General features: G+C 61.6%; 16 protein-coding genes. 7 read left to right on the plus strand and 9 right to left on the minus strand.

Annotation, left to right across the window (positions count from 1 at the left end; genetic code table 11):
• Positions 1 to 35: 35 nt before the first annotated feature.
• Positions 36 to 1,955: a molecular chaperone HtpG gene (gene htpG / locus HDE72_RS16700; protein WP_183742940.1), complete on the minus strand. Its 1,920-nt coding sequence runs from the start codon at positions 1,953 to 1,955 to the stop codon at positions 36 to 38.
• A gap of 62 nt (positions 1,956 to 2,017) precedes the next feature.
• Positions 2,018 to 3,445 (minus strand): aminotransferase-like domain-containing protein, encoded by a 1,428-nt coding sequence (locus tag HDE72_RS16705; RefSeq protein WP_183742942.1) that lies wholly within the window; start codon positions 3,443 to 3,445, stop codon positions 2,018 to 2,020.
• Positions 3,446 to 3,564: 119 nt separating this feature from the next.
• On the opposite strand from HDE72_RS16705, the gene HDE72_RS16710 reads away from it, so the two are divergent.
• The 3 genes from HDE72_RS16710 to HDE72_RS16720 all read left to right on the plus strand — a co-directional run bounded on the left by HDE72_RS16710 (position 3,565) and on the right by HDE72_RS16720 (position 7,571).
• Positions 3,565 to 4,473 carry a DMT family transporter gene (locus tag HDE72_RS16710; protein ID WP_183742944.1) on the plus strand — a complete coding sequence of 303 codons (909 nt, stop codon included), beginning with the start codon at positions 3,565 to 3,567 and terminating at the stop codon, positions 4,471 to 4,473.
• Between the two features lie 176 nt (positions 4,474 to 4,649).
• Entirely contained in the window at positions 4,650 to 5,843 is a 1,194-nt protein-coding gene (locus tag HDE72_RS16715) for an aminotransferase-like domain-containing protein (RefSeq protein WP_183742946.1), read from the plus strand.
• Positions 5,844 to 6,212: 369 nt separating this feature from the next.
• Positions 6,213 to 7,571, plus strand: a complete 1,359-nt coding sequence (locus HDE72_RS16720; RefSeq protein WP_183742957.1) for a diguanylate cyclase domain-containing protein — start codon at positions 6,213 to 6,215, stop codon at positions 7,569 to 7,571.
• 239 nt (positions 7,572 to 7,810) lie between these two features.
• On the opposite strand, the gene HDE72_RS16725 is transcribed toward HDE72_RS16720, so the two are convergent.
• Positions 7,811 to 10,084 carry a TonB-dependent hemoglobin/transferrin/lactoferrin family receptor gene (locus tag HDE72_RS16725; RefSeq protein ID WP_183742959.1) on the minus strand — a complete coding sequence of 758 codons (2,274 nt, stop codon included), beginning with the start codon at positions 10,082 to 10,084 and terminating at the stop codon, positions 7,811 to 7,813.
• A gap of 375 nt (positions 10,085 to 10,459) precedes the next feature.
• On the opposite strand from HDE72_RS16725, the gene HDE72_RS16730 reads away from it, so the two are divergent.
• Positions 10,460 to 11,242 carry a 3-hydroxybutyrate dehydrogenase gene (locus tag HDE72_RS16730; protein ID WP_183742961.1) on the plus strand — a complete coding sequence of 261 codons (783 nt, stop codon included), beginning with the start codon at positions 10,460 to 10,462 and terminating at the stop codon, positions 11,240 to 11,242.
• 67 nt (positions 11,243 to 11,309) lie between these two features.
• Here HDE72_RS16730 and HDE72_RS16735 read toward each other — a convergent pair whose 3' ends face one another.
• Complete coding sequence (locus HDE72_RS16735) at positions 11,310 to 12,896, minus strand: methyl-accepting chemotaxis protein (protein ID WP_183742963.1); 1,587 nt, start codon at positions 12,894 to 12,896, stop codon at positions 11,310 to 11,312.
• A 147-nt stretch (positions 12,897 to 13,043) separates the two neighbouring features.
• Entirely contained in the window at positions 13,044 to 13,628 is a 585-nt protein-coding gene (locus HDE72_RS16740; protein ID WP_183742965.1) for a hypothetical protein, read from the minus strand.
• Positions 13,629 to 13,829: 201 nt separating this feature from the next.
• Here HDE72_RS16740 and HDE72_RS16745 point away from each other — a divergent pair, with 201 nt between their 5' ends.
• The gene (locus tag HDE72_RS16745; protein ID WP_183742967.1) at positions 13,830 to 15,914 is read left to right on the plus strand and encodes a S9 family peptidase; all 2,085 of its coding nucleotides are present in this window, start codon (positions 13,830 to 13,832) and stop codon (positions 15,912 to 15,914) included.
• 52 nt (positions 15,915 to 15,966) lie between these two features.
• Here the strand turns inward: HDE72_RS16745 and HDE72_RS16750 are convergent, their stop codons facing one another.
• Positions 15,967 to 16,869, minus strand: coding sequence for a LysR family transcriptional regulator (locus tag HDE72_RS16750; protein WP_183742969.1), 903 nt, complete (start codon positions 16,867 to 16,869; stop codon positions 15,967 to 15,969).
• A 128-nt stretch (positions 16,870 to 16,997) separates the two neighbouring features.
• Here HDE72_RS16750 and HDE72_RS16755 point away from each other — a divergent pair, with 128 nt between their 5' ends.
• Positions 16,998 to 18,422 carry an amidohydrolase family protein gene (locus tag HDE72_RS16755; RefSeq protein ID WP_183742977.1) on the plus strand — a complete coding sequence of 475 codons (1,425 nt, stop codon included), beginning with the start codon at positions 16,998 to 17,000 and terminating at the stop codon, positions 18,420 to 18,422.
• 11 nt (positions 18,423 to 18,433) lie between these two features.
• Positions 18,434 to 18,898 carry a DMT family transporter gene (locus HDE72_RS16760; RefSeq protein ID WP_183676962.1) on the plus strand — a complete coding sequence of 155 codons (465 nt, stop codon included), beginning with the start codon at positions 18,434 to 18,436 and terminating at the stop codon, positions 18,896 to 18,898.
• Positions 18,899 to 18,915: 17 nt separating this feature from the next.
• Here HDE72_RS16760 and HDE72_RS16765 read toward each other — a convergent pair whose 3' ends face one another.
• The 3 genes from HDE72_RS16765 to HDE72_RS16775 all read right to left on the minus strand — a co-directional run bounded on the left by HDE72_RS16765 (position 18,916) and on the right by HDE72_RS16775 (position 22,981).
• Positions 18,916 to 20,967, minus strand: coding sequence for an esterase-like activity of phytase family protein (locus HDE72_RS16765; protein WP_183742979.1), 2,052 nt, complete (start codon positions 20,965 to 20,967; stop codon positions 18,916 to 18,918).
• 75 nt (positions 20,968 to 21,042) lie between these two features.
• Positions 21,043 to 21,996 (minus strand): helix-turn-helix domain-containing protein, encoded by a 954-nt coding sequence (locus tag HDE72_RS16770; RefSeq protein ID WP_221291299.1) that lies wholly within the window; start codon positions 21,994 to 21,996, stop codon positions 21,043 to 21,045.
• A 67-nt stretch (positions 21,997 to 22,063) separates the two neighbouring features.
• Positions 22,064 to 22,981 carry a helix-turn-helix domain-containing protein gene (locus HDE72_RS16775; protein WP_183742983.1) on the minus strand — a complete coding sequence of 306 codons (918 nt, stop codon included), beginning with the start codon at positions 22,979 to 22,981 and terminating at the stop codon, positions 22,064 to 22,066.
• Between the last annotated feature and the right edge of the window lie 10 nt (positions 22,982 to 22,991).

The raw sequence follows: 22,991 nt of genomic DNA on the forward strand, positions 1-22,991 counted from the left end.
GAAAGGGCCGGCTAGTCTACTGCTGCAAAACGGGCTTACTTCGCCGAATTGAGCAGCAATTCGTTCAGGCGCTTGACGAACGTGGCAGGATCGGCCAGCGAACCGCCTTCGGCCAGCAAGGCCTGGTCGAACAGGATGTTGGCCCAATCGCCGAACTTGCCGCCTTCCGCGTCTTCATATTTCAGACGCGCCACCAGCGGGTGGTTCGGGTTGATTTCCAGGATCGGCTTCGATTCCGGCGCGCTCTGGCCTGCTGCTTTCAGCATGCGCAGCAGATTGCCCGACAATTCATTCTCGTCGGCCACCAGGCAGGCTGGCGAATCGGTCAGGCGGAAGGTCACGCGCACGTCCTTGGCCTTGTCGGCCAGGGCGGTCTTCATCTTGCCCACCAGGTCGGCGTAGGAAGTTTCCGTTTCTTCGTGCTCTTTCTTTTCCGCTTCGTCTTCCAGCGCGCCCAGGTCCAGGCCGCCCTTGGCGACGGACACCAGTTCCTTGCCTTCGAAGTCCTGGATGAAGGACAACATCCACTCATCGACTCTGTCCGTCAGCAGCAGCACTTCAACACCCTTCTTGCGGAAGATTTCCAGGTGCGGGCTGTTCTTGGCGGCGGCGTAATTGTCGGCCGTGACGTAATAAATCTTGTCCTGGCCTTCCTTCATGCGCGCCACATAGTCGGCGAACGAGGTGATTTGTTCGTCGCTGTCGTTGGCGGTCGAAGTAAAGCGCAACAGCTTGGCCAGACGCTCCTTGTTGCCCGCATCTTCGCCGATACCCTCTTTCAGCACCTGGCCGAATTCCTTCCAGAAGGTGGTGTACTTGTCTTTTTTATCCTGCTCGTCGGCGTTCGCCAGTTCTTCCAACATACCCAGCACGCGCTTGGTCGAGCCTTCGCGGATGACTTTGACGTCGCGCGATTCCTGCAGGATTTCACGCGAGACGTTCAGCGGCAGGTCGGACGAATCGATCACGCCCTTGACGAAGCGCAGATACGTCGGCATCAGCTGTTCGGCGTCGTCCATGATGAAGACGCGCTTGACGTACAGCTTGATACCGCCGCGCTTGTTGCGGTCCCACATATCGAATGGGGCCTTGGCCGGAATGTACAACAGCTGCGTGTATTCGCTGCGGCCTTCGACGCGGTTATGCGTGTGCGTCAGCGGCGCCTGGAAGTCGTGCGAGACGTGCTTGTAGAATTCATCGTACTGTTCCGGCGTGATCTCGGACTTGCTGCGTGCCCACAAGGCGCTGGCCTGGTTGACGGTTTCCAGTTCGTCCCTGGCGACGGTTTCCTTCTGCTCGTCGTCCCACTCTTCTTTCTGCATCACGATAGGCAGCGAGATATGGTCCGAGTATTTACGGATGGTCGATTTGATCTTCCAGCTCGACAGGAACTCGTCTTCGCCTTCGCGCAGGTGCAGGATGATGTCCGTGCCGCGATTGGTTTTTTCGATGGTTTCGATGCTGTAATCGCCTTCGCCAGCCGATTCCCAGCGCACACCTTCGTTCGCAGCGGCGCCGGCGCGGCGCGTTTCAACCGTGATCTTGTCAGCGACGATAAAGCCCGAGTAGAAGCCCACGCCGAACTGGCCGATCAGGGCCGCGTCCTGCTGCTGGTCGCCCGACAGCTTGCCGAAGAATTCCTTGGTGCCCGACTTGGCGATGGTGCCCAGGTGCGAGATCGCCTCGTCACGGGTCATGCCGATGCCGTTGTCGGAAATGGTGATGGTGCGCGCATCCTTGTCGAAGCTGACCTTGATCTTCAATTCGTGATCGTTGCCATACAGGCCATCGTTATCGATCGCTTCGAAGCGCAATTTATCGGCCGCGTCGGACGCGTTCGAGATCAATTCGCGCAAGAAGATTTCCTTGTTGGAGTACAAGGAGTGGATCATCAGATGCAGCATTTGCTTGACTTCAGTCTGAAAACCCAGGGTTTGCTTTTCGGAGACAGCCATGTTTACCTCATAGTCTTGTGGATGGGACGGATTTTATGGAGTTGGGGATTAAATAATTGATTTCAAGGGCTCTTCGCCAGCTCCCGGTCGAAAAACACCCAGACCTGCTCATCCTGCACCGTGGCCAGGTTCAGGCGCATGCGGGTCGATGGCAGCTGGCGCGGTGAAAACAGGCTGCCGGGCGCCAGCACCAGGCCTTCTGCCAGGGCTTTTTCAGCCAGCACATTGGTGTCGCAGCCGGCATCGGCCCAGACAAACATGCCGGATGGCGCAGGATCAAAACGCAAGCCCGCCTGCTCGATGCGGCGGTAAGTCGCGTCACGCACCTTGTCGAGGCGCGCGCGCAAACGCTCGGCATGCTTGCGGTACTGGCCTTGCGACAGCACTTGATACACCACGCGCTCGCCGATATCGCTGGTAGTCAAGGTTGCCAGCATCTTGCGGTCGGCCAGGCGCTGCGCCCGTTCGGGCGAGGTAGCGATGAAACCCACGCGCAGATTGGCCGACAGGCTCTTGGAAAAGCCGCCCAGGTATATCACGCGGCGCAGCTGGTCCAGCGCTGCCAGCCGCGTGACCGGCTGCCCGCCACCCGGATGCATATCGCAATAGATATCGTCTTCGACGATCAAAAAATCGTGCTGTTCGGCCAGGCGCAGCACCTGGAATGCCTTGGCCGCCGACAGCGAGGTGGAACTGGGGTTGTGCAGCACCGAGTTGATCACATACAGCTTGGGCCGATGCAGGGCCGCCAGTTCTGCCAGCATGGCGATATCGGGGCCGTCGGCCAGGCGCGGAATGCCGATCACGCGCATGCCCATGGCCGCAAAGGCGCCGAACATCAGCCAGTACGCAGGGTCGTCGACAAAGATGGTGTCGCCGGGACGGGCAAATTCACGCGCCACCAGGTCCAGCGCCTGCATCACGCCCACCGTGGTGACAATCTGCTCGGGCGGACACGCGACTTCCAGGCCCGCCAGCTTCAGTTGCAGCTGCTGGCGCAGCGGCAAGAAGCCTTGCGGCATGCCATAGCTGAGCAACAGGGAGCCGGGCTGGCGCGCCACGTCGCGCAGGGCGCGCGCCACCAGTTCGCCATCGAGCCATTCATTGGGCAGCATGCCGGAACCGGGCGCATGATGGGGCGGCTTCTGGCGAAACATATTACGGATCAGCCACACCACATCCATGGCTTGCGCAGCCACCTCAGGCTGTGGCGCAGGCATGTTCAGCGCTGAGCGCTCGCGCACAAAGAAGCCGGCGCCACGCCGCGATTCCAGATAATCGAGTCCCACCAGCTTGTCGTAGCTGGCCACCACCGTGGCGCAAGACACGTCCAGGCTGGCGGCGCACTGGCGTATCGATGGCATGCGCGCGCCGCCGCGCAGCAAGCGGTCATCGATGCGGGCCACCACCGAACGCACGATCTGGTCGATCAGGGTTTCGCCCGAGGTGCGTGACAAGAGGCTCAGCGGTGCTATCAGTGTATTGCCCATGCGACCATTACAGTATAGAAAATTATAGGATCAAGTGTATTTGTACTGTACTGCTATTCAGACCTAGCATAGCAGCATACCGTTCACAAATCCACGCCTTGCTCCCCACTATCGAAACCATGACATCGCACACCCAGCTTGTTTCCCCTCCTTCCCGCCTGGCCGACGACCGCAAGGGCCTGTTACTGGGCCTGACGGCCGTCGCCATGTTCAGCCTGACCCTGCCTTTTACGCGCCTGGCCGTGGCCGAACTGGCCCCCGCCTTCGTGGCGCTGGGCCGCGCCCTGGTGGCTGCTTGCCTGGCGGCCTTATGGTTATGGCATCAGCGCGCGCCCCTGCCCCGGCGCGAGCAGTGGCTGCCGCTGGCCTTGGTGGCGCTCGGTTGCGTGGTGGGTTTTCCCTGGCTGACCTCGATCGCCATGCGCAGCCTGCCCGCCTCGCATGGCGCCGTACTGGTCGGCATTCTGCCGCTGGCCACCGCCGTCTTCGCCGTGCTGCGCGGCAAGGAACGCCCATCGACCGGGTTCTGGCTGATGGCGCTGGCCGGCACGGCGCTGGTGGTGCTGTTTGCCCTGCGTCAAGGCGGCGGCAGTTTTCATCTGGCCGACTTGCTGATGTTCGCCGCCGTCATACTGGGCGCGCTCGGTTACGCAGAAGGCGGACGCCTGGCGCAAAGCATGCCCGGCCAGCATGTGATTTCCTGGGCGCTGGTGCTGGCGGCACCGTTCGTGCTGCCGCTGGTGCTGTGGCTCTCCTGGCCGCAACGGGCGCTGCTGTTGCAAGCGAGCGCCACGGCCTGGCTTGGTTTTGCCTATATTTCCGTGTTTTCCATGTTTATCGGTTTCTTTTTCTGGTACCGGGGCATGGCGCTGGGCGGCGTGGCGCGCGTGGGGCAAACCCAATTGCTGCAACCGTTTTTGACCCTGCTGGGCGCCGCGGTGCTGCTGGGCGAAGCGCTGGAAGTGTCCAGCCTGCTGTTTGCCGGCGCCGTGATCGCCGTGGTGGCGGCCGGGCGCAAGCTGAAATAGCCTGTTGTCATTTTGCGATATCCATTTGAAACGCCAACCAAGCACCAAAGCACAGTCTGGCCGTACAATATGGCGGTAATGGGGCGACGCCTACCCGGCGCCGCTTTATCGACGGCCGCCATAAGCGGACCATAAAAAACCAGCCGGCGCAGCTCGGCATCTTCCATGAGACACGTATGAAAATTGAAAATCCAAATCCCATCCAATGGCGCTTTTCTGAACGCGCGGAGCAATTAAAAAGCTCTTTCATCCGCGAAATTTTGAAGATCACGCAGCGCCCCGAGATCATTTCCTTTGCCGGCGGCCTGCCCTCGCCCGCCACTTTCCCCGTCGAGGAAATGAAAACTGCTTTCGACAAGGTCTTGTCCAACAATGGCAAGGTCGCCCTGCAATACGGCCCCACCGACGGTTATCCGCCGCTGCGCCAGTGGATCGCCGATACACTGTCGACCGATGGCAGCCGGATCTCGCCGGAACAGGTCTTGATGACCTCCGGCTCGCAGCAGGCGCTGGACTTGCTGGGCAAGGTGCTGATCGATGAAGGCAGCCGCGTGCTGGTGGAAACCCCCAGCTACCTGGGCGCATTGCAGGCATTTTCCGTCTACCGTCCCGAATTCGTTTCCGTCGAAACCGACGAGCACGGCCTGGTGCCGGCCTCGATCGATCCGGTCGCCGATGGCGCACGTCTGCTGTACGCGCTGCCGAACTTCCAGAATCCGACGGGCCGCAGCCTGTCCGTGGCGCGCCGCGTCGAACTGGTGGAAACCTGCGCCCGCCACGGCTTGCCGCTGATCGAGGATGATCCTTACGGTGCGCTCAGCTACAAGGGCGAGCCGTCGCCAAAAATGATCAATATGAACCCGGACGGCGTGATCTACATGGGTTCGTTTTCCAAGGTGCTCACGCCGGGCATCCGCCTCGGCTACGTGGTGGCGCCGCTGCCGCTGGTGCGCCGCCTGGAACTGGCCAAGCAGGCGGCCGACCTGCACACGGCGCAGCTGACGCAGATGGTGGTGCATGAAGTGATCAAGGATGGTTTCCTTGATCGCCATATCCCCAGCATCCGCACGCTGTATGGCAATCAATGCCAGGCCATGCTCGATGCGCTCAAGGAACACTTCCCGGCCGGCGTCACGTGGACCCACCCGGAAGGCGGCATGTTCATCTGGGTCACCCTGCCGAAACATATCGACGCCATGCAGCTGCTCGATGAAGCCATCGCCCACAAGGTCGCTTTCGTGCCCGGCGCGCCGTTCTACGCCAACCAGCCGGAAACGAACACCCTGCGCCTGTCGTTCGTCACCGTGCCGCCGGAACGCATCCGTGAGGGCGTCGCCATCCTGGGCAAGCTAATCGCCGCCAAGGTGTAAGTCTCCCCGCCTGCCCGGCGCACTGCCGGGCAGCACCCTCTTCCTGCTTTTCCTTTTGTAGTTTTCCTACAAAAGTTCCTCACGACAGCACAGCAAAAGTAACAATATTATATTTTTTATCACATAAAAACGATGCATTTTTTTCACCCAATCAATTAGCAAAGCGGTATCATCTGCTCAAATTGGAATCAAGTCAGCCTTTACTACACGTGTACAGATGCCCGGCCCGTCATAGGCCTGGAGGCAACACTCCTGGCACCGCCCACCCGCCCGATGCGATGTGCGGCTGCAGCGATTCCAGGGTTCGGCAATACCGAAAGTGCAGCAAATGCTGGCCTGGTGCAGCTCATCAGATAGAGGCCGGTAGCAATGAAACCAGGCAGTGTGGATTTTTCCCAACGGCATGAAGCCGCCATCTTGATCGTCGATGATGCGCCAGCCAATCTTGATCTGCTGCGCAAGTCCATGAGCGAACAGGGTTATCAAACCTATGTGGCCACGTCTGGCGAGCGCGCTTTGACCATCGCTCAGCGCGCCCAGCCTGACCTGATACTGCTCGACGTGCTGATGCCGGACATGGATGGCATCGAGACCTGCCGCCGGCTCAAGCAGCATCCGCTGACGCAGCGCATCCCCGTGATCTTCATGAGCGCCAGGACGGAGACGGATGATGTGGTGGCCGGCTTCGATGCGGGCGCCGTCGACTATATCGCCAAGCCGCTGCGTCTGGCCGAAGTCTACGCCCGCGTGCGCGCCCAGCTGCAAATCCGCAGCAATAATGAAACCCAGCAGGAACAGGCCGAGCGCCTGCGCACCATCGTCAACAATATGGCCGAGGGTTTGCTGATCATCGAGGCGGACGGGCGCATCCAGTACACCAATCCGGCCTGCGACCAGTACCTGGGCTACCGTGAAAATGAGCTGGCCGGCCACTCTATCGGCGAGCTGCTCAGCCCTTTGGTGACGCAGGAATATCTCGATTATTTCGCCATGTATGCGGCCAATCCCGAGACGGCGCACAAGCATGGCACGCGCGAAGTGGCGATCCGCCACCGCAATGGCGACAGCTTGAGCATGGACCTGACCCTGACACCCATGTATCTGCGCCAGCCCCTGTATATCGGGCTGCTGCACGATATTACCCATCACAAGCAGTCGGAAGATGCGCTGCAGCGGGCCGCCTACCTCGATTCGCTGACCAAGATCGCCAACCGCCGCCATTTCGACACTTTCCTGGAAAAAGAATGGCAACGCGCCGTGCGCAATGGCAGCGCGCTATCGCTGGTGGTGCTCGATGTCGACCATTTCAAGCTGTATAACGACAGCCTGGGCCACCCGGCCGGCGACGCCTGTCTGCAGCAGGTGGCGCAAGCGATCGACACGCACGCCTGCCGCCCGGGCGACCTGGCCGCGCGCTATGGCGGCGAGGAATTCGTCATGCTGTTTTCAGAGACGGAAGCCGACGGCGCCATGCTGCTGGCCGAAGCCATACGCGGCCACATCGAAAGCCTGCAACTGCCCCACCCCCGCTCGCCCACTTCGCCATGGATCACCGTCAGCATCGGCGTGGCGACCATCCACCCGCACCAGCTGGACGACCGCGCCACCTTGTTCGTCGCCGCCGACCGCGCCCTGTACGTGGCCAAGGAAGGCGGCCGCAACCAGGTCCGCGCTACCCGCTCGGGCAGCACAGCCTGGGAAACCGTCAAGGCATTGGTACTGCGTTGATACCGCAGCAGCAGCAGCAGCAGCAGCAGCAGCAGCAGCAGCAGCAGCAAGGCTAGCAGCAAGAGCAGGAGTACACCCAAGACCTGTGCAAAGGCTTTCGGGCCTAGCGGGCCTGAAAAATGTCGAGGGCAAGGCGCAGCGACGCAGACAGTACGCATGTACGGCAAGGAGCTGCAACGCCGCCCTCGGCATTTTCTCAGGCCCGCGACTCTGGCCCGCCATTTTTAAAGCTCTACAGATCAAAACTTCCGCGACAAACTCAACTTGGCATTACGCCCCACCCCCGTCACCGCTTCACTCAGATAAGGCTTGTAGTCGCGGTTAAAGATATTATCGACCGTCAACCGCACTTCCGTGCCGCGCCAAATGCCTTGCGTGCCATTCCACGAAGCAAACAGGGTATGCAGCGCATAACCGGTCGATGGCGGCAGGCGGTAGAAGCTGCCCTTGGGCAAGACGCGGTCCTGCCTGGCGACGAAGCGGCCTTGCCAGCCCAAGCTCGCGCCTTGGTCGGGAAAGCGCCAGCCCAGGCCCGTCATCAGCTTGTCCGGCGCCATGGTCGATACGGGTTCATCCTGGCCCCATGGGTCGCGCTGGGTACCGGTGCGGGTGCCGTACTGCATCGACAGCGAGGCGCTGGCGTACAGGCGCGGCGTGTTGTAGTAGGACTCCAGCTCCACGCCTTCGGTACGGTAGCCGGCCAGGTTGCGGTAGTCGGACAAGGCCGGCGGCACCTTGCCCGAACCGGGCACATAGCCTTCGATCAGCACACCCAGGCGCGGGCCGATATTGTCGCTGACACGGTTGCGGTAAACAGTCAGGCGCACTTGCGCATCGTCGCGTTCCAGGAACAGGTTCTGGCGATGGACCATCGCGCCCATGCGCACGGCGGTCACGCGCTCGACCGCCAGGTTGCGGCTGGTGCCAGGCGTCGAGGAACCCAGCTTGTCCGACACATAGTATTCATTCGAAAACATCTCGTCGATGGTGGGCGCGCGCCAGGTGCGGCTCAAGTCGCCGAACAGCGCCAGCGTGCTGTTGGCTTTCCAGAACAGGCCCAGGCGCGGCGACCAGTCTTCATGTGTCTTCTCGCTGAAATCGTGACCGGCGGCCGCTAACGGGCTGTTATAGCGCGAGGCCTTGTTCGGCACGCCTTCGGTAATGACGCGGTCATGGCGCAGCGCCGCCGTCACCGTCAGGCCGCCATAAGTCATTGCATCCTGCAGGTAGAGGCCCTGCGTTTCCTGGCGTCCGGCCGGCATGTAATACGGCTGGAAGTAACCATAGTTATAGGTCGGGTCCTTCAACGCCGAAGGCGACGGGTAATACATCAGGGTGTCGCGCACATTCTTGTGCCATTGCAGACCTGTTTGCAGCAGGTGCGACCAGCTGCCCGTGTTAAATACGCTTTCATTGCGCACTTCGGCGATGCGGTCAGTGTATGTCGCCCAGCTCTCGTTGCCCAGCGAACCGAGGTAGGAACCCTGCGAGGCCGATGGCAAACGCGTATCGTGCTGGTCGGTGTGCGAATAGCCGGCGCTGGCCGTCAGCTTGACCCAGGGGTTATCTTGCGGCGCATACTGCCATTTCACGGAATAGGTATCGTCGTGCTGGTCGCGGTAGACAGCCTTGCGCTGCCACGCTTCTTCCAGGCCGTACTTCTTGATTTCCGCCTCGGTTGGCGTCGGCACGTCTTCGCCCATGGCGGCGAATGGCCCCCAGCCGGTGCTGCCGCTCTTCATCGCGGTCAGGGTCAGCAACTGTTCGCTGCTCGGGCGCACGTTCAGCTTGGCCAGGCTCGATGGCGCATCGATGGCCGAGAAGCGGAACACCTTGCCATCGGGTTTGCGCAGATCGTCCGACTTGCGCTGGGTGGTGTAGGCCATGGCGTCGAAACGGCCATCTTCCGTGCGGCCATACACGGCCACGGTGGCGTCGTTTTCAGCGTTATTGCTGTGGCGCGCATATTTGACGAAGGCGCCCACCTTGGCGTCGCCCTCCAGCATGTCTTTCGCGTCCTTGGTCTCGACCGTGATCACGCCGCCAAAACCGCCATTGCCATACAAGCTGGTATGCGCGCCCTTGTTCACTTCGATCTGCTTGATCAGTTCGGGCTCGATGAAGATGGAACCCTGACGGTATTTCTCGAAGCCCTTCGGCACGCCGTCGAGAATGACTTTCACGTCCTGCACCTTGCTGAAACCCCAGATATTGAGGCTCTGGCCACTGGGGCGCGCCGTGCCGGACATATCCACGCCGGGCAAGGTATCGAGCAGGGAAGCGACATTGTCGGCTTGCTGGCGTTCGATGTCGGCCGTGTTGAGGTAGGAGCGGCCCGCCGTGCCGGCGTTGATGGCGTCGCCGAACACGCTGATGGGCGCCAGTTGCTGCTCATTGCTTGCGTCGTCCTTGCTGTCGATGGCCCAGGCATTCGCGCCCGCCGCGCCCAGCATCAGCGCCAGCGCGGCGGCCAGCGGCTTCATATTGATATGGATATTTTTATGGGATTTCATTGCATTCCTTGCCTGTCTTAATGCTTCTGTGGTGAAAAACGCTGGGCAGAGGAAATGGCTGGCAGTGCACTATCAGGCGGCGGCGTAGAGGGCAACGTTGCGGCGGTGCTCTGCCCGCGCGGACGCGTGCCGGTGGCTCACTGGCATCGCAGTGCATGCACCGTGGGTAAAGTTGCCTGGGTGAAATGCGTTGCACATCATATATCAGATGAGAATGATTCGCAATATCATTTGTCCTGAGTTTATAAAATACTGGCATAGGGCAAGACATCTGCCGTCGCCACTGCGTGCGGCCCATGGCCGGCGTCTTTTCTGGCTATACTGGCGCAGGTACAGCTCCCACGATGACCTCAACCCGCAATGCAAAGGATTAATATGCAACTCAAAGACAAAGTCGCACTGATTACCGGCGCCGCCAGTGGTATCGGCAAGGAAATAGCCATTGAATATGCGAAACAGGGCGCGAAGGTCGTCATCGCCGACCTGGCGCTGGACGCGGCCAACAAGACCGCCGATGAAATCAAGCAATCAGGCGGCCAGGCCTTTGCCGTCGCCATGGATGTCACCAGCGAGGAACAAGTCGACAAGGGCGTGGCAGACGCTGCAGCCCACTTCGGCGGCATCGACGTGCTGATCAGCAACGCGGGCATCCAGATCATCAGCCCGGTCGTCGACTACCCGTTCGAGCAATGGAAGAAGATGCTGGCGATTCACCTGGACGGCGCCTTTTTGACCACCCGCGCCTGCATGCGTGAAATGATCAAGGGCGGCCGCGGCGGCGCCATCATCTACATGGGTTCGGTGCACTCGCATGAAGGCTCGCCCTTCAAGAGCGCCTATGTGGCGGCCAAACACGGCTTGCTGGGCCTGGCCAAGGTGGTGGCCAAGGAAGGCGCGAAAGACCATATCCGCGCCAACGTCATCTGCCCCGGCTTCGTGCGCACGCCGCTGGTCGACAAGCAGATACCCGAACAGGCAGCCCAGCTGAAGATCAGCGAAGAAGACGTGATCAAGAAAGTGATGCTGAAAGACACCATCGACGGCGAATTCACCACCACGCAAGACGTGGCGGAAACGGCCGTGTTCCTGGCCGCCTTCCCGTCGACGGCCCTAAGCGGCCAATCCATCGTGGTCAGCCACGGCTGGTTCATGCAGTAAACCCGGCAGTAAATTAGCACCGGGGTCCGACCCGCCGGGTCGTACCCCAGCAGTTGGAGTGCCTGTTCTAAACGGATGCATCATGGCGCCGCTCCAGCTTGAACAGCGCCATCGCCTGTTCCAGCTTCAGCGTCTGCGCCTGCAGTTCGGCCGAGGCGGACGCCGACTGTTCCACCAGCGCCGCGTTCTGCTGCGTTACTTCATCCATCTGCGTCACAGCCCGGTTCACCTGGCCTATGCCATTGCTTTGCTCGCGCGAAGCGGAGGCGATCTCGGCCATGATGCCGTGCACGCCCTGCACCGCGCCCAGCATTTCCGCGCTGCTAGCGCCCGCCTGGGCCGCCAGTTGTGCGCCCGCTTCCACCTGCGCCAAAGAAGCCGTGATCAGCTGCTTGATTTCGCTGGCGGCCAACGAGCAGCGCTGCGCCAGGCTGCGCACCTCGCCTGCCACGACGGCAAACCCGCGCCCCTGGTCGCCCGCGCGCGCCGCTTCCACGGCCGCATTCAGGGCCAGGATATTGGTCTGGAAGGCGATACCCTCGATAATGCCCGTAATATCGCCGATCTTCTTCGAAGAGGCATTAATCTCGGCCATCATATTCACCATCTGGCCGACAATTTCGCCGCCCTTGCCGGCCAGGCCATGCGCCTTGCCCGCCATGTCGCTGGCCTGCACGGCATTGCCGCTGTTTTGCTGCACCGTGGCCGCCAGTTGCTCCATGCTCGACGCCGTTTGCTGCAAGGCCGAGGCCTGCGCTTCCGTACGGCCCGACAAGTCCATATTGCCGGCCGCGATTTCACGGCTGGCCACGCTGATTTGCAAAAAGTTACCGCGCACATCGCCGACGATGGAGTGCAGGTTCACGCGCAATTGCCGCAAGGAACGCAGCAACTGGCCCATTTCGTCGCGCCGCTCGGTGCCCACTTCCTGCGTCAAATCGCCACCCGCCATCACGTCGCAGGCCTTGCGCGCCTGGCGCAAAGGACGCAACACATTGCTGTGCAGCGCATGCCAGAAGCCTGCCAGTACCAGCAGCGCCAGCAAGGACAAAGCCGTGACCCAGCCTAAAGCCGCCGCCGGCAGCAAGCCCGCATTCCAGGCCAGTTGCAGCAACAGCACCAGGCCCAGGAAACCCAGATTCGACCCTATGCGTTTGGCCAGCGCCATCTCGCGCAAACGCAGCAGCCTGGCCAGCCACCCCGTGCGCATGGCTGCTCCCTGGCGAAGGACGATACCGTGCGCCTGCCCCGCCTTGATGCGCGCATACAGATCGGCCGCTTGCGCCACCTGCTGGCGGGTCGGCTTGGTGCGCACCGACATATAGCCGACCGCCTGGCCATCCTCGACCACTGGGGTGACGTTGGCCAGCACCCAGTAATAATCGCCATTCTTGCAGCGGTTCTTGACCATGCCGCTCCACGAGCGCCCCGAGCGGATGGTGGCCCAGAAGTCGGCAAAGGCTTCGACCGGCATGTCGGGATGGCGCAGTATATTCTGCGGTGCACCGATCAGTTCTTCGGCGCTATAACCGCTGACGGCGATGAAATAGGGATTGGCGTAGCTGATATTGCCTTGCAAGTCGGTAGTCGAGACGATGGTCTCGGTATCGCTCAGATTGATCTCGGTATCGCTGACGGGAAGATTGAGACGCATGGTCATTCCTCGGCTGTCGCCCGTGCAGCGGCGGTGAAAGGGCACATGGCAGGCCGGCAAGGCGCCAGCCTGTCGTGTGCGACACACCATTCATTCTAATATTGAATTATTGATCTGGTAGCAATTTCTGCATGCCGCCAGCCCGTCTCAGCGCGGCACGTAGCGCCAGTTGCCGGCTTCGAGGGTAAATGTCAGCTCGGTCTTGATATCGTCAGGGCGGCCAGGCACGCTCAGGATGGTGTCGCACTGCAGGTAACCGGAGCTGCGTTTCACTTCACAGTTATTGATGGCCTTGACCTGCATGGTGGTTTGCGCTTCCTGCATCTGCTGATCCTTGGCCGCCTCGGGATTGTTGGCCACTTCCTGTTTCGCCCAGGCGCGTATCAGCGCTTGCGCCTCGGCTGGCGCCGGCCCCGCGAACTGGGCGTGCTTGCGCTCGACACCCACCCAGGTATCGCCCTCCTGGCGCAGCGGCAAGACAGTAAAACCATCGCGCATGCCGGCGCTCATGCGCACCAGGCAGACTACCTCACCCTTGAACTCGGGCTCTTGCGCCTGCTGGCAACCCTGCAGGCTGGTGACTTTGACAGGAATCGGTACAGACGATTTTTGCTTTGCTACCCCAGCCTGCACGGCAGCGTTGATTTGCTCTTGCGTGGGCATCGCTGCGGCGTGGACGGGCAAGGCGGCGAACAGGGTGGCGGTGGTCAGGGCAATGGTGGTCAGGCGCATGGAAGAAACTCGTCAAAAAAAGAAGCGCACTCTAGCACTTTTCAAAAAAGCAGGGTTTCCGTTAGCGCAATACATCAAGGCAGCCGTGGCGCTAAAACCCGCTAAGGCCAGCGCTTTATTGCTATGATACTGGCCTGCCGGCGGTACAGCCGGTTACGTCTATATCAAATTAATAACGTCGTAATAAAAACGGGAGTTCGAATGAGTTTACGTCTGCTGCTCTTGGGAGCATTCAGTGCCGCCATGGCCACCACGGCCGCCGTCCCGGCGCTGGCCGCGCCGCGCGGTTTCACCGTCGAAGACATGGTCGCCATGGAACGGGTCGGTCACCCCGTCCTGTCGCCAGACGCCACGCGCGTGGTCTACACGGTGCGCAGCACCAACCTGGACAAAAATCGCGGCAACACGCAACTGTGGCTGATCGATTTGCGCGCGCCAAATGCGGCGCCACGCCAGCTGACGCGCGGCGAAGCGAGCGCCAGCGATCCTGAATGGTCGCCCAACGGCGACGTGATCTACTTCCTGTCCGGCCGCTCCGGTTCCTCGCAAGTGTGGCAACTGCCCTTGAGCGGCGGCGAAGCATCGAAAGTCACCGACCAGCCGCTGGACGTGGACACCTTCCGATTGTCGCCACAGGGCGACCGCCTGGCCTTCAGCATGGGTGTTTTCCTCGATTGCGCCGACATCGCCTGCACCAAAAAACGCCTCGATGACAAGGCGAAGAACAAAGCCAGCGGCATGATCTTCAACGAGCTGTTCGTGCGCCACTGGGACACCTGGGCCGATGGCCGCCGCAATGTGCTGTACTCGGCGCCTATCGACACAACGGGTAAAGTCAGCGCCACGCCGGTCAGCCTGAGCGGCACGCTCGATGGCGACACGCCATCGAAACCATTCGGCGACAATGGCGAATACCATTTCAGCCCGGACGGCAAGACAGTCGCTTTCTCGGTGCGCGTGGCCGGCCGCACCGAATCGTGGTCGACCAACTTCGACGTCTACACCGTGCCGGCCATCGGCGGCCAGGCGCCACGCAACCTGACGCCGGAAAACCCGGCCTGGGACGCGCGCGCCACCTATTCGCCAGACGGCCGCACCCTGGCCTACGTGGCCATGACCAAGCCAGGCTTTGAAGCAGACCGTTTTCACCTGGTACTGATGGATGTCGCCAGCGGCAAGAAACGCACCCTGGCTGATGACTGGGACCGTTCGGTCGCCGACTTCCGCTGGACGCCGGATGGCAAGGGCTTCCTGGTCGCTGCCGATGATATCGGCCAGCACCGTCTGTTCCATATCGACGCCGCCAATGGCAAGGTCGCCGCCCTGACGGGCAAGGGCGCCGTCGGCGAATTCGACGTGCGCGGCAATACCATCGTGCTGACCCACGCCAGCCTGGCTGGCGGCGCGCAGCTGTACTCGCGCAAGCTCGATGCAAAGACCGACACCGCAGCAATGGTGCAGCTAACCAAGCAAAACGCGGCAGCGCTGGCTGACGTGCGCTTCGGCGAATACGAGCAGTTCTCGTTCGCCGGCGCCGATGGCGAAACCGTCTACGGCCACGTGATGAAGCCATGGAACGCCAAGGCCGGTGAAAAATATCCGATCGCCTTCCTCGTGCATGGCGGCCCGCAAGGCAGCTTCGGCAACAGCTGGAGCTACCGCTGGAATCCGCAAGTGTATGCGGGTGCCGGCTACGCCACCGTCTTCATCGACTTCCACGGTTCGACCGGCTATGGCCAGAAGTTCACCGATTCGATCAGCGGCGACTGGGGCGGCAAGCCTCTGGTCGACCTGCAAAAAGGCCTGGCGGCGGCCGTGCAGAAATTCCCATGGCTGGACCGCGAGCGCAGCTGCGCGCTGGGCGCTTCCTATGGCGGCTACATGATGAACTGGATCGCCGGTAACTGGCCGGATGGCTTCAAGTGCCTGGTCAACCATGACGGCGTATTCGACAACCGCGCCATGTACTACTCGACCGAAGAACTGTGGTTCAACGAGTGGGAAAATGGCGGCCCGTACTTCGACGCAGCGGACAAGCACGAGAAATTCAATCCCGTGAACTACGTCAAAAACTGGAAAACGCCAATGCTGGTGGTCCAGGGCGACCTCGACTTCCGTATCCCGACTACCCAAGGCCTGGGCACGTTCACGGCGCTGCAACGCCAGGGCATCCCGAGCAAGCTGCTGGTGTTCCCGGACGAAAACCACTGGGTACTGAAGCCGGCGAACTCGCTGCTGTGGCATCACACGGTGCTGAACTGGCTCGATACCTACATTAAAAAATAATGTAGTCCCAGCTTGAAAACAAAAACCGCACCGCTCGCGCCGTGCGGTTTTTTTACGCCTGCGCCAGCCTGGCGCGGGCAAAGTCGATAAAGGCGCGCAAGGTGGCGGGTGTCTGGCGGCGGCTGGGGTGGTACAGATAAAAGCCTGCGGACGGTGGCGACCAGTCGCCCAGCAAAGTCTGCAAGCGGCCCGACTGCAATTCGGCCTGCATCCACTGCTCCGTCCAGACGGTAATGCCCAGGCCATCGACGGCTGCCTGCAGGGCGACGGCGCAATCGTTGACGATCAGTGAGCCTTTCACGGCCAGCTCGAAACGCTCGCCATCCCTGGCGAACTCCCAGTGATACAGGGAAGCGAGGCCCGGACGGCGCCAGTTGATGCAGCGGTGCCGGACCAGTTCTTCGGGCGTGGCTGGCGCGCCATGCGCCTGCAGGTAAGCGGGCGAAGCGACGGCGACCTGGCGCAGCTCAGGGCCCAGCGCCACGGCGATCATGTCCTGGTCGATGAATTTACCGAGGCGTATGCCGGCGTCAAAACCGTGGGCAAAGATATCGCCCACGCTGTCGTCGCTGCTCAGGTCCAGCACGATGTCGGGATAAGCGGCCTGGAAGTCGGCCAGCATGGGCTGGATGATATGCAAAATGGCCATTTGCGGCGCGCAGATGCGCACCGTGCCCACAGGCTTGGCGCGAAAGTCGTTGACCTGTTCAATCGCCGCGTCCAGTTCCAGGAACAGCGGCGCCAGGCGGCTGTACAAACGGGCGCCCGCCTCGGTCTGCGTCACGCTGCGCGTGGTGCGGTTCAGCAAACGCACGCCGAGCCGCTCTTCCAGGCGGCGTATGGTCTGGCTCAGGGCTGACGGCGAAACAGCCAGTACTTCGGCAGCACGCGCAAACGTGCCCAGTTCAGCCACCGCGGCAAATGCCTTCAACTCGCTAAATTCGCTGCCGCGCATGGCGTCTCCCCACTAAAACAAGCCGATGATGTATTGCCAGCTTCAGAACCCATGTCAATTATAGGATATTGTTGACAGAGACTTTGACGCCCACAATTCCTGCATCCCTATCCGATGCGAGAACCGCCATGCAAACCCAGCCAACTTCCATTCACGCCAGCGCCATCGCCGGCGCCCTGCCCGCCGTCGCCGGACGCTTGCTGCTCAAGGGCGGCACCATCATCAGCATGGACCCCGCCATCGGCAACCTGGCGCAAGGCGACCTGCTGATCGACGGCGCGCGCATCGCCGCCATCGCCGCACACCTCGACGTGCCCGGCGCGCAAGTCATCGACGCCAGCAACATGATCATCATGCCTGGCATGGTCGACACCCACCGCCATGCCTGGGAAGGCCAGCTGCGCCGCATCAATCCGAATTCGCCCACGCTGGAAGATTATTGCAACGCCACCCATTTCTCGTTCGCCAAATACTACCGGCCGCAAGACATGTATGTGGGTAATCTGCTCACGGCCCTGGGCTGTATCGACGCGGGCATCACCACGATGGTCGACAATTCGCACAATGCGCGCAGCGGCGCCCATTCCGATGCGGCCATCGAAGCGCTGCGCGACGCCGGCATCCGCGCCGTACACGCGCCCGGCGCGCCACTGACCGGCGACTGGGAGCAGGCGGCCTGGCCGCAAGACCTGGCGCGTCTGCAGGACAAATATTTCCAGGAACCGGAACAACTGCTGTCGCTGGCCATGATGTCGCAGATCGACCGCGACACCTGGGCCGCAGCCCGCGCGCTGGGCCTGCGCATCGTTACGGAATTTTTTGGCAAAGAGATGGCGGGTGAACTGGCGGCGCTGCACCAGGAAGGTTTGCTGGGGCCAGACAATATCTTCAACCATTGCACCGCCCTGCCCGCAGAAGCCTGGGCCATCCTGCGCGAGGCAGGCGTCAATATCAACGTCTGCCCGCGCTCGGATACCCATTACGCGCTGGAAGACGGCATGTGTTCCTACCAGGACGCCATCGGCCACGGCATGAAGCCGGGCCTGAGCGTGGACAATGAAAGCTCGTACAGCGGCGACCTGTTCATGGAAATGCGCGTGGCCTTTTACCTGCAGCGGGCCACCACGCAAGCGCGCCGCCATCATGCGCATGGCGCCCACTGCCAGCATGGCGAACATGCGCTGATTCCCGAACCCGTCATGCTACGCAGCCTGCTCGAAGCGGCCACCATCGACGGCGCCGCCTGCGCAGGGCTGGCCAGCCAGGTGGGCAGCCTGTCCATCGGCAAGCAGGCCGACATCGTCATGCTGCGCGCCGACGACATCAATCTGTACCCGTCGAACAATGCGCTGGGCACGGTGGTGCATGCGGCCGAGCGGGGCAATATCGATACCGTGATTATCGGCGGGCGCATCCGCAAACAGGGCGGCAAGCTGCTGGGACTGGACATAGCGGCGCTGAAGGCGGCCACCGAAGAATCGCGCAGCCATTTGTTTGCCGCTGCCGGCTATGTGCCCGACATGTTCTCCGAGTCGTTCACGCCACTGGCTTGAAGAGGCACGCCATGTCCACACTGCTTTTTATGATTGCCTTTTGCGCCGGCGCCGCGATTTCCTGCCAGGCCGCCATCAATGGCCAGTTGGCGGGTGCCATCGGCCACAACACCATTGCCGCCGCTCTGTTTTCCTTTTTGAGCGGCAGCGTGCTGCTGGCCGTGATCGCCATAGGGCGCGGCGGCCTGCTGCCCTCGCTGGCTGCCCTGCCCGCCCAGCCCTGGTGGCGCCTGACGGGAGGTTTGCTGGGTGCGGGCGCCATCTTTTGCACGGTCATGCTGGCGCCGCGCATCGGCCTTGGCGCCCTGCTGGCCCTGGTGATCGCTGGTCAGTTGCTATCATCACTGGCCATCGACCATTTCGGCTTGCTGGGCGTGGCCGTGCGCCAGGTCTCCTGGCTGAAAATGACAGGCGCCGCCGTGATGCTGGGCGGCGTGCTCTTGACCTTGTTCAGCGACCGGCTCACGGCTGCCTGACAAGCTTTCGTGCGTAATCAATACGTGTTAAGGGCCTTGGCGAACTTGACGATCCATAGCCGGCTTGGACGTTCGCGGTCGTCGCCACGCGCCACGCGGATGCTGTTGGCGGCGTTGCAGCCGGCAGCACTGCTGGTGATGATGACGCCATTCGCATCGACCGTGCACTTGGTGACGTCGGCATCGGCCACTTCCAGGCCGGCAGCGTCGAAGACCTTGGTCTTCAAGCCGAAGTCGTTGTCATTGGCCAGCGCGATGGTGGAGCCGTCGACCAGCGTCAGGCCTTCCGCTTTTTCTGCCGCCCAGCCGATGGCGTTCAAGTCCAATAACAGCGTTTTCGTGATCGGCTTGACGGTCGACCAGTCGGCGCCGTTGACGGCCACGCCGCCCATGCTGCTTTTTTCCAGGTCCGACGTCGCCGCGTTATACGCCGCTGCAGAAATGTCGGTGGCCGCATTCAGGTCCACCAGCATCAGTTTATTAAATACCTTGCCCGATGGCGCGGCGCCCTGTTCGATGACAAGGAACTTGCCGCCACCCAGCGCCACCATGTCGCCCAGCTTGGCGTTACCCGTGCGGCCATCCTGATAATCCGCCGCATTGATTGGATAAGCATACATCTTGCCGCTGGTGCCCGTCACAGGGTCGAATTCGATCCAGCGCGTGAAGCCGGCAAAGCGCTCGACCTGCTCCGCCTTTTTCGTGACGCTATACATGGCCGTGCCATCGCTCAAGGGGCTTTGCAAAAAGGCGTACAGCTTGTCGTTACTGGCATCGAGGGTCAGGCCTTCCATGCCGCGGTTGGCGCGGCGCTTGGCGAACAGCGCGGGCAAGCCCTTGCCCGGTTCGTACCTGGCCTGGATGACGCCCGTGACTGGATCGAGCTTGACGATGAACGGGCCATATTCGTCGGAAACCCACAGCGCATTGCGCTTCTTGTCAAGGGCGATGGCTTCCGTATCGAGGCCGCCGGCATTGAAGACGGCCTTGCTGGCCGGGTCGAACTTCATGGCGTCCATCACGGGAATTTCAGCCGAATTGCCGACCGCGCCGACCGGCACGGGCAGGCCCGAACTGTTGACACTGGCGCTGACCTTGATCGGCGTGCTGCTTGATAGCACAGCGCCATTCTTGCCCAGCGTGATAATGCCAAACGCGGGCGTGAAACTGGGCGACGGAAATATCTTGCTGCCTATCGTGCCCTTGCCGGCCGGGTCTGGCACCAGCGGGCCATCGCCGTTCGGGCCGCGGTCCGTCAAGCCATAAAACTCCAGGTCGCCATTCGTGTTCGTGCCCTTGAAAGCCAGGCCGGAACCGTAGGATGGCAAGAATCCATTCGGGAATTCGCCCTTGATCCTGGCATTCGTGCCTTCATACGGCACATAAAAACTGGCGGCCGCCTGGATCTGGTAGCGCGTCACCGTCACTTTTACTTCACCGACAGGATGGGCTTGCGTCAGCGTTTCGTTGACGGGCGCGCCAACCTTGGAGGCCAGCGTATCTTCAAAATGCTCGCGCACCAGAGCGCGGCGGTCCGCATCGACGCTGCGGCTGGAAAATTTGCCGCCCAGGCTCGCCAGGTGCGCGGCCAGGGCCGTGTTGAAGGCGGCTGGCGCGGCAGAAAAGTCGAGCGTCTTGCCGGCCAGCGCGGCCTTCACCTCGTTGGTCAGCTTGATGCCGTTCGATGGATCGCTGTCCTCGTCCAGCAATTGCAAGGCCATCAGGCGGTTGATGACTTTTTCATCCTGCACGCTGGTACTGGCGGCCAGCGCCAGCGGCGTCACGACGGTATTGCACAAGGTGCTGCCCAGCGCCAGGCCACCCACGCTGAAGCTCACCGTATCGCCAGGGTTGCACGTGAATTCCCCCTTGGCGCCGGTGCTGGCCTTGGCCGCGCTGCCCGCCACATACTCAAGGCCCTCCACCGCGCCATCGAGGAAAACGCCGGACAACGCCACCGGCTTGGCCGGCTCCGGCGTGCTGTCGCTGCCGCCACAGGCAGCCAGGCACAGGCCGGCCGCCAGGGCCAGCAAGCTCAATTTCAAATGGGGTGTGGTGACAGCGTGCATGCGGGCCTCGGTATAGGAATCGAAGCGGCAAGCCTACCGTAATAAAGTGACAAGCAGATGACAAAAAGACAGTAACTATGCCACTGCCTGTCCTGCAGCCATCGCATCGGGCGGACCGCCGATGCCGCCGAAGCGGCCGTCGGCCTGGCGGCGGAATTGTTTCGGCGTCACGCCTTTCACTTGCAGAAAGCGGCGGTTGAAATTGGCCACGTTCTGGAAGCCCACGTCGTAGCAGACGTTGACGACATACTGGTCGGTGTCCATCAGCAGCTGGCAAGCCTTGTTGATGCGCAAACGGCTGATAAAGTCGGTAAAGCTGTTGCCGGTGGCCTTGCGGAAGAAACGCGAGAATTTACTGAGCGACATGCCCACCTGCTCGGCCAGCATTTCCGCCGATATCGGCTCGCGGTAGTTTTCCGTGATGTAGTTGAGGACCGAATTGACCTTGGCCAGGGTGGCGTCGTCTTCGTAAGAACGCATGGAAGCGCTCGACAGCAAACGGTAATTGGCCGTGCGCGCCAGCTTGCCCATGAATTGCACGAACTCGGCGAAACGCTCGGCGCCGTGCGTGGCGCGGATGCGCTGCAAGTGCTGCTCGGCTTCGGCGCCCATGCCGAAAAACTCCACGCCATAGCTGGAACGCTCGAGCAGCGGCAGGATTTCGCGCAGTTCAGGGATGCAGCGCGCAGCGCCCGCCAGCGGCGCATGGGCAAACTGCACAATCATGTCGCGCAGGGCCACGCCGCCTTCCGGCACCACGTTCGAGATCCAGTTATGCGGCAAGCGCGGCCCCGTCAGCACCAGGTGGCCAGGCGAAAATTCGCCGATATAGTCGCCCACGAACAGCCGCCCGCTGGTGGCGACGATCAGATGCAGCTCGTATTCTTCGTGGCAGTGCCAGCGCACGCGCGTGCTCGGGTAGCCGTGCTGCAGGTAATTGATGATGCCGTCGTAGCTTTCGCGCTCCAGTTCCGGCGGCTTGCGCTCGCCATCCCGGTGCACCAGCCATGTCTGTTCCATGCTCGTCATGATGATAGTCCTGTCCCCTGCCTGTCCGCTCATGCTACCTCAAAATGGGGGCAGCGGCAGCGCTCCCTCATTCGCCATAGCGCCCGGACGCCTGCTGGCGGAACTCCTTGGGCGTCATGCCCTTCAGTTCCAGGAAGCGCCGGTTGAAATTGGCCACATTATTGAAGCCCGCTTCATAGCAGATATTGCTGACGTAGCGCTCCGTTTCCATCAGCAGCTGGCAAGCCTTGTTGATGCGCAGGCGGTTGACGAAGTCGGTGAAGCTGTTGCCGGTGGCGCTGCGGAAGAAACGGGAAAAGGTCCGCTCCGGCATATCGACCTGCTCGGCCAGCTGTTTCAGCGAAAACTGGCTGCTGTAATTGTGCACGATGTAATTGATGGCTGAACTGATGCGCGCCAGGGCCACATCGTCATCGCTCGATTGCATCGGCACGGTCGACAGCAGCTGGTAATCGCTGGTCTGCGCCAGTTCTTCGAGCAAGCTCAGGAATTCGATAAAGCGCGGCAAGCCGCTGATATCGCGGATGCGCTGGAAGCGCCGCAGCGACTGCTCGCTGACGCCAAAAAATTCAATCCCGTGCAAGGCCCGCTGCAGCAGCGGAAACACGGTCTTCAATTCCGGAATCGAGGTCGCCATCGCCGCCAAGGGCGGATGCGCAAACTGGATCACCATGTCGCGCAAGGCCACGCCTTCGGGCGGCGTGTCGAGCGAAACCCAGTTGTGCGGCACCCTCGGGCCCGTCAGCACCAAGTGGCCCGGCGTGAACTGGCCGATATAGTCGCCCACGAAGACTTTGCCGCTGGTTTCCAGGATCAGGTGCAGCTCGTACTCGTCGTGATAATGCCAGCGCACCAGCGGGTTCGGAAAGCCGTGCTCCAGATAGCGGATAAAGCCGAAACTGCCTTTCGGCTCAAAACCGGGCGTGGCGTCACGCTGCTGCTCATGCTCCATCTGCGGCGGCGAGTTGGTCGCTTTGCGAGACATGACGCCCTCC

The sequence above is a fragment of the Janthinobacterium saanense genome (assembly GCF_014200675.1).
In the GTDB taxonomy this organism is placed as follows: Bacteria; Pseudomonadota; Gammaproteobacteria; order Burkholderiales; family Burkholderiaceae_D; genus Janthinobacterium.